This is a genomic window from Streptomyces sp. NPDC002935 (assembly GCF_040611295.1).
In the GTDB taxonomy this organism is placed as follows: Bacteria; Actinomycetota; Actinomycetes; order Streptomycetales; family Streptomycetaceae; genus Streptomyces.
The window spans coordinates 1-5,687 of record NZ_JBEXNW010000083.1 but is presented as its reverse complement, the minus strand read 5'-3'; the positions used below and the strand labels follow the sequence as shown (position 1 = coordinate 5,687).

General features: G+C 70.5%; 6 protein-coding genes. 2 read left to right on the top strand and 4 right to left on the bottom strand.

Annotated features, from left to right (window positions below):
* Together ABZX90_RS43650 and ABZX90_RS43645 are read right to left on the bottom strand one after the other, a co-directional pair.
* On the bottom strand, nt 1-251 hold a 251-nt coding region (locus ABZX90_RS43650; protein ID WP_355213708.1), incomplete at its 3' end, for a CAP domain-containing protein.
* A 76-nt stretch (nt 252-327) separates the two neighbouring features.
* Nucleotides 328-894, bottom strand: coding sequence for a hypothetical protein (locus ABZX90_RS43645; protein ID WP_355213707.1), 567 nt, complete (start codon nt 892-894; stop codon nt 328-330).
* Nucleotides 895-1,210: 316 nt separating this feature from the next.
* Between ABZX90_RS43645 and ABZX90_RS43640 the strand changes: the two genes are divergently transcribed.
* The gene (locus tag ABZX90_RS43640; RefSeq protein ID WP_355213709.1) at nt 1,211-3,883 is read left to right on the top strand and encodes an ATP/GTP-binding protein; all 2,673 of its coding nucleotides are present in this window, start codon (nt 1,211-1,213) and stop codon (nt 3,881-3,883) included.
* Nucleotides 3,884-3,944: 61 nt separating this feature from the next.
* Here the strand turns inward: ABZX90_RS43640 and ABZX90_RS43635 are convergent, their stop codons facing one another.
* Nucleotides 3,945-4,319, bottom strand: a complete 375-nt coding sequence (locus tag ABZX90_RS43635; RefSeq protein ID WP_351133368.1) for a PIN domain-containing protein — start codon at nt 4,317-4,319, stop codon at nt 3,945-3,947.
* Nucleotides 4,316-4,768, bottom strand: a complete 453-nt coding sequence (locus ABZX90_RS43630; protein ID WP_351133366.1) for a hypothetical protein — start codon at nt 4,766-4,768, stop codon at nt 4,316-4,318. The genes ABZX90_RS43635 and ABZX90_RS43630 overlap by 4 nt, the downstream gene beginning before the upstream one ends.
* A gap of 581 nt (nt 4,769-5,349) precedes the next feature.
* Here ABZX90_RS43630 and ABZX90_RS43625 point away from each other — a divergent pair.
* Nucleotides 5,350-5,565 carry a DUF6243 family protein gene (locus ABZX90_RS43625; protein ID WP_355213706.1) on the top strand — a complete coding sequence of 72 codons (216 nt, stop codon included), beginning with the start codon at nt 5,350-5,352 and terminating at the stop codon, nt 5,563-5,565.
* The last annotated feature ends 122 nt before the right edge of the window (nt 5,566-5,687 follow it).

Below are 5,687 nucleotides of genomic sequence, written 5' to 3'. Positions count from 1 at the left end.
GGGTCGGACCCGTTGGAACCGGTGTGCGACATGGTGTTGTGGCTCGCCATGTCCGCGCTGTGGGCCTGGGCGGCCTGCGAGAGCTTCGCGTTCAGGGCGACCGGGGAGCAACCGACCTTGGCGCGCTCGCTGTTGACCAGGGCGACCACGCGGACGACGGCGGGGGTCGCCGCGCCTGCGGCGGGAGCCGTGATGGTGGGCGGCTTCGGTGCGACGGTCGTCGAGGGGGGCACGGCGGTCGGCTTCGGCACGGCGGCGGTCCTCGTCGGGACCGGCGGGGTGATCGCCTTCGAGACGGGCGCCTTGGACTTCAGCGGGGCGGGCGCCTCAGTCCTGGAAAAGGTCGTCGGCGAGGCCGAGGGCGAAGCCGTCGCCGTGGGCTTCGCGGTCCGGACGTCCCGCCCCCGGTGCCCGTCCCAGGACGCCTTCCTCCCGTCCGTCCAGGGACCGCTGGACGTGGCGGTGATGGCCTCGGCTCCTTCGTCGCCCATGCACGCCATGGCGGCCGACGGCACCGCCACCGCGCCCATCGCCAGGACGGCGACGACTATGGGCCGGCGGCGCGAACTCATCGACCGGACACACCACCCGCCGGCCCGCCGCCTCACGGACCCAAGCGCCGTAGCGGGTCTCGACGAACGCGTAGAACCGGTACACCGCCTGCGCCATCAGCCCCCGCGTCTGCGGTCCCGTCCCCCGCCCCCGGGCCGCCACCAGCCAGCCGTCCACGTCCCCCGGCTGGACCTCCCACACCGGACAGGCGGCGAAAGCCAGCAACTGCTCGACCCACACCCGCTGCTGGACGACCCACCGGTCCGTCACCCCCCGCGCCGCCAGCGCCAGCACGAACTCATCCACCCACGACATCCCGCCCGCCCGCAGATCAGCGCTCATCCCCCAGCGTGAAACCCCACCCGCCAGGATCTTGAGGGAAGTTCACAGATGCCGAAGAACCGACCACACCACTGACCTCGAGGCCACCCCCACCGACCAGCAGCGACCGCACCCGAGCGAACCGGACCGATTACGTAGTTGCCAGAGGTTGAGGGTGGTGCTGTACCAGGGCTCGGGATCGGGCTTCATCGCTGAAGAATGCCGTATCCCATCGGCACGCAGAAGTGCAGCCTCCACGAGGCTGGGCGGCCTGCCCAAGACGAGTGCGGCGGGCATAAGTTGGAGCTCGCAAGCTGATCATCTTTCGGGGGTGGACGTGGCAAGCGGCCGGGATCTCAGGGCCCTGTTCAGCACGAACGACCGGGGCCTTCAGGCCGTGGAGGCGTTCACGAACCGGCAGTTGCAGTGGGAGCTGGTCGCGGCCGCACTGTCCGAGCATCTGCGACTGATCACCGAGTCCGCATTCGATGTCGAGGACCTGGAGCGCCCGCGTCACAACGTGATGGTGTTCCACGGGGTCGGGGGAATCGGCAAGACGACCTTGTCCCGCAAGCTGGAGGCCGCGCTCGCCGGGACCGATCAGCGGCCTGCCCAGTGGGGTGAGCCCGCCTGGTCCGGACAGCGGATCCTGCCTGTACGCATCGACCTGGCTCGCTCCGCCGGAACGTCCTTCGAGGACGTCGTCCTCACGATCCGCGCAGCGCTGGCCGAACTGGGCCGCCCGCTGCCCGCCTTCGACATCGCCCTTCGCCGTTACTGGGAGACCCAGCACCCCGGTGAACCGTTGGAGGAGTACCTGCGCCGCGGTGGCCTCGCGGGCCGGTTCGGCAAGGCGATGCCGCAGCAGATGCAGTCCGCTCTCGCGGACGTCGCCCAGGCGCTCCTCCTGCCGGGCACCGTCGGTACGGCGGCCGGTGCGCTGGCCGGCTCCCTCACGAGGGCGCTGCGCGAGCGCCGGCAGACCGTGCGGGCACTCGCCGGGTGCGCGCGGCTGGCGGATCTGCTGGAGGCCGAGGCGGACCTGGAGGCGCTGAGCTTCTACCCGCACCTGCTTGCGTGGGAGCTCGCCCAGCTCCCGGCGGACAAGCGCGTCATGCCGGTGATCCTGCTGGACACCTTCGAGGACGTCGGCGACCGTACGCACCGCGACCTGGAGCGCCTCATCCAGCGGGTCGTGTGGCTCATGCCGAACTGCTTCTTCGTCATCACCGGCCGCTCGCGCCTGCAGTGGGCGGATGCTGCCTTACAGGGGCAGCTCGACTACACCGGCCCGACCGCCTGGCCGGGTCTGGCCCTCCCCGCAGCCGTCCCGGCGGTGCGCGCCGCCCGGCCGCCCCACAACAACGCGCGGCAGATCCTCATCGGTGACTTCTCCCCCGAGGACTGTGACGACCACCTCGCCCGCCGGCTCACCCGAGACGGCGAACCGCTTATCAGTGAGGAGATCCGCCAGGTCATCGCCGACCGCTCCCATGGCCTGCCGCTCTACCTCGACCTGTCGGTGATGCGGTTCCTCGAAATCCGCCGCACCGGTCGTAGCCCCGCCCCGGCGGACTTCGACCACGACTTCCCCGCCCTGATCGCCCGCACCCTCTCCGACCTCACCGCGCCCGAGCGGCACGTGCTGCGCTCTGTGTCCTTGCTCGACGCCTTCGACCTGCCGCTCGCCGCGCGAGCCGCCGGCCTGGCCCACGAGGCGCCGGCACTGCGCCTGATCGAACGTCCTTTCGTCCGCCAAGACCCCTTCGGCCTGTGGCCCTACCACCTGCATGGGCTGATCCGCTCCACCCTCCGGGACGCCGACGATCACACCGACGACCGCTGGTCTCCGCGCGACTGGCACCAGGCCGCCGAGCGGACCCTCGCCGCGCTGGGCGAGCAGTGGACCGCCGGCACCAGCCGCGACCGCCGGCTCCTCGTGGGCTGCCTGCGCCAGGGCCTCGCCATCGCCCGGGACTACAACCTCGACCTCGACTGGCTCACCGACGCCGTCTGGACCTACGTCGGCGATTCCGTCTGGGAGCCGGTCACCCCACCCGCCCCCGGCGCCCCGGCGCCCGGCACACCCGCTGACGCCCTCGTGGAACTCCTCAGCACCCTCACCCGCCGCCAGCACGAACACCGTGCCCGCACCGTCAGCCGACTCACCGCCGTCCTCGACGCCGACCTGCTGCCCGCCGACCTTCAGGAGTTGGCGCTCTACTACCGGGCCAAGTCCCTGCGCGACACCGGCCGAGCCGCCCCATCCCGCCGCGACTACCAGCAGGTCGCCGACCAGGGCGGCCGCCTCGCCCCGGCCGCCCGCCGCGGCCTGGCCCACGCCGCACGCCTGGCAGGCGACTTCCCCACCGCCCTCGCCGCCGCCCGGAATCTCGGCTGGGAAGGCCGCCACCAACGCGTGTTGGGTGACCTGTACTGGCTTCAAGGCCAACCCGAGCGTGCCGCCGCGGCTTACCTCGCAGGACGCACCGAAGCCGAACAGCACGGCAAGGCCGGCGAGGCCGCCCACAACCAGGCCCTGCGCGCATTCGCCATCGCGCTCTACGCCCCCGACCAGGCCACCGCGGAAATCGACCTCGCCCACCAGCTCCTGGCCGGCCTCAACCTGCGCGCCACCACCCTCAACGTCCGCCGGGCCGAACTCATCCGCGATGCCGGCAGCGACAGTGTCGACGACCGGATCGCTACGCTGCGCACCGAACTCGATATCGCGGGCCTCACCTCACTGACACCCGCGATCGAGCTGGCCTGCGCCTTTCACCAGGCCGTCCTCGACGACCGCACCGCACTGCACGCCACGCTCGCCCGGCTACGAGAACTGACGTCCGACGAAGATCACGCCTACTTCGTCGACATCGCCCAGTTCGTGGCCGACGTGCCTGCCGATCAGACTTCCGCAGTCCGGTGGCTCGACAGTGAACAGCACACCCGCAGCCGCTGGCGTGGCCTGGTCAGCGCCCGGCAGGCGTACCTGCATACCGGCCGCTGACGAAAGAAAGGGGGGCCGTTTCCCGCGGGAAACGGCCCCCCTTCGGCCGAGGCGGCGCGGGTCAGGTGGGGTTCAGCGGAGTGATGCCGGTACCCGCGTACAGCTCGGGTACCAGCGACAGGACCGTGAGCGGATCTCCCGCCTTCACCGCATGCCAGGCGATCGCAGCAGCGTGGGCCACCGGCCAGTCCACGTTTCTCCAGTCCATCGCATCCACAGCATGAGCTGCGGTGAACGGAACGTTCTCCGCGAACCGCAGGGATGCCGCGTGCCTGCCCGCGCCCGCAACCTGCCGCTCGGCAGCCAGCACGGACAGCGAGGGGATGATGACCCGGCCGGTGCCGCGCGAGGCCTCGATGTACAGGCCCGTGAAAAAGGGATCCGCTCGGAACAGCGCGCCAAGAGCGGTGTGATCCAGGACGGCCGTCAGGTTCATGCGGCGGCGTCGCCCTGATGGGCGCGGATCTTCGCCCAGGCGTCCTGGCCGGCTTGCTGGACCTGGTCGGTGTACTCGATGCCCAGCTCACCGGCAGCCTCAACAGCTCGCTGCTCGCGTTCGGCTGCCGTGGGTTCACGGGTGGCGAGTTCTGCCAGCAGCTCGGTGATCGTGGTGCCGCGCTCGTTAGCAAGGATGCGCAGCCGGTCACGCACTTCCTCGCTGGTCTTGATGCTGGTCGGCTTGCTCATAGAGCCGATTCTACCGCCGGTAGACATCGCGGGGGTCGCTTCCCTGAGCATGTCGTCATCCCCAGCCACCGCGCCGACCACGCCCAACAGGGCCTTGCCGCCGCTGGCCGGAAGGTAGACGGCGCCGAAGAAGGCGGGCCATCTGTGAGTCTGGGTGCTGGTCTCCTTGAAGCTGTTGACCAGTGGCTGCAGATCCATGCGCAGCAGCATCAGGGAGGCGATCTGCTCCGCGTAGCCATCTGTGCTGGACGCCCGGAGCAGCCGTGTAATCCCCGGCCTGCATCAGGTGCGCGCCCGTCTGCCAGTGAGGCGAGGTCTGCGCCGGTAGGACGACAGCTGAGGTGATCTCTCCGTCGGTGAGGTCGAGCCGGAAGCCCACGGGCTCGGCGCCCACGCGTCGCCGGCCAGGACAGGGGCGATGCTTGCGTCCCGGACGCTGCTCGCGGTCAGGAACCACCCGAGCTCGCACACCGCCACGGCCCAGTAACGCCCATCTGGACCTGCCCGGGCGGGCGGCGACCACCGGCGGGTGCTGGCGGTGCTGGCGGTGCTGAGATTCCCGGAAGGAAACGGCGCTCGCCGAAGACCCGGCCGACGCCGAGGCGGCGAAAAGGTTGGTGTGCGGGGCCGACGGAAGCGGGTAACGTCTTTGTCATGTTCTTCCAGACGCCGATTTACGAGTGAGAGCGTGATGGGCCCCTGCTGACGTCCTTCGACGTCGCCGCCCGTCCTCCACCGATGAATCCGTAGATCACTTCAAATTATTACCGGGAGAACCCGTGACCGTGAGCAAGAACATCAACAACCCCGTGGGTATGGGTGGCGGCCAGCGCAAGAAGCTGTCCCGCGCCGAACGGCAGAACAACGGTCCGCACCGCAATCGCGACCGCCAAGGTGCAGCCGACCAGAAGGCGGAACTGGTGCGCAAGATGCGCGAGAAGGCAGGCACAGCTGAAGGCGCCGGGCAGGCGGACGACGACACCACACAGAGCTGACGCACTGCCGCCCCAGGGCGGCACCGCACGGGGCAGGGCCCGGACCGCGCGCGCGGTCCGGGCCCGGCGGCCGGATGGGGGGCCCGCTGCCGGAACGGCGGAGCCGGGGTACTCGCCGCGCG

Bases quoted from the DNA above. Each gene is read 5' to 3' on its own strand.
- ABZX90_RS43645 (WP_355213707.1), bottom strand. From the start codon at position 894: ATGAGCGCTGATCTGCGGGCGGGCGGGATGTCGTGGGTGGATGAGTTC.
- ABZX90_RS43630 (WP_351133366.1), bottom strand. From the start codon at position 4,768: ATGGATCTGCAGCCACTGGTCAACAGCTTCAAGGAGACCAGCACCCAG.
- ABZX90_RS43635 (WP_351133368.1), bottom strand. From the start codon at position 4,319: ATGAACCTGACGGCCGTCCTGGATCACACCGCTCTTGGCGCGCTGTTC.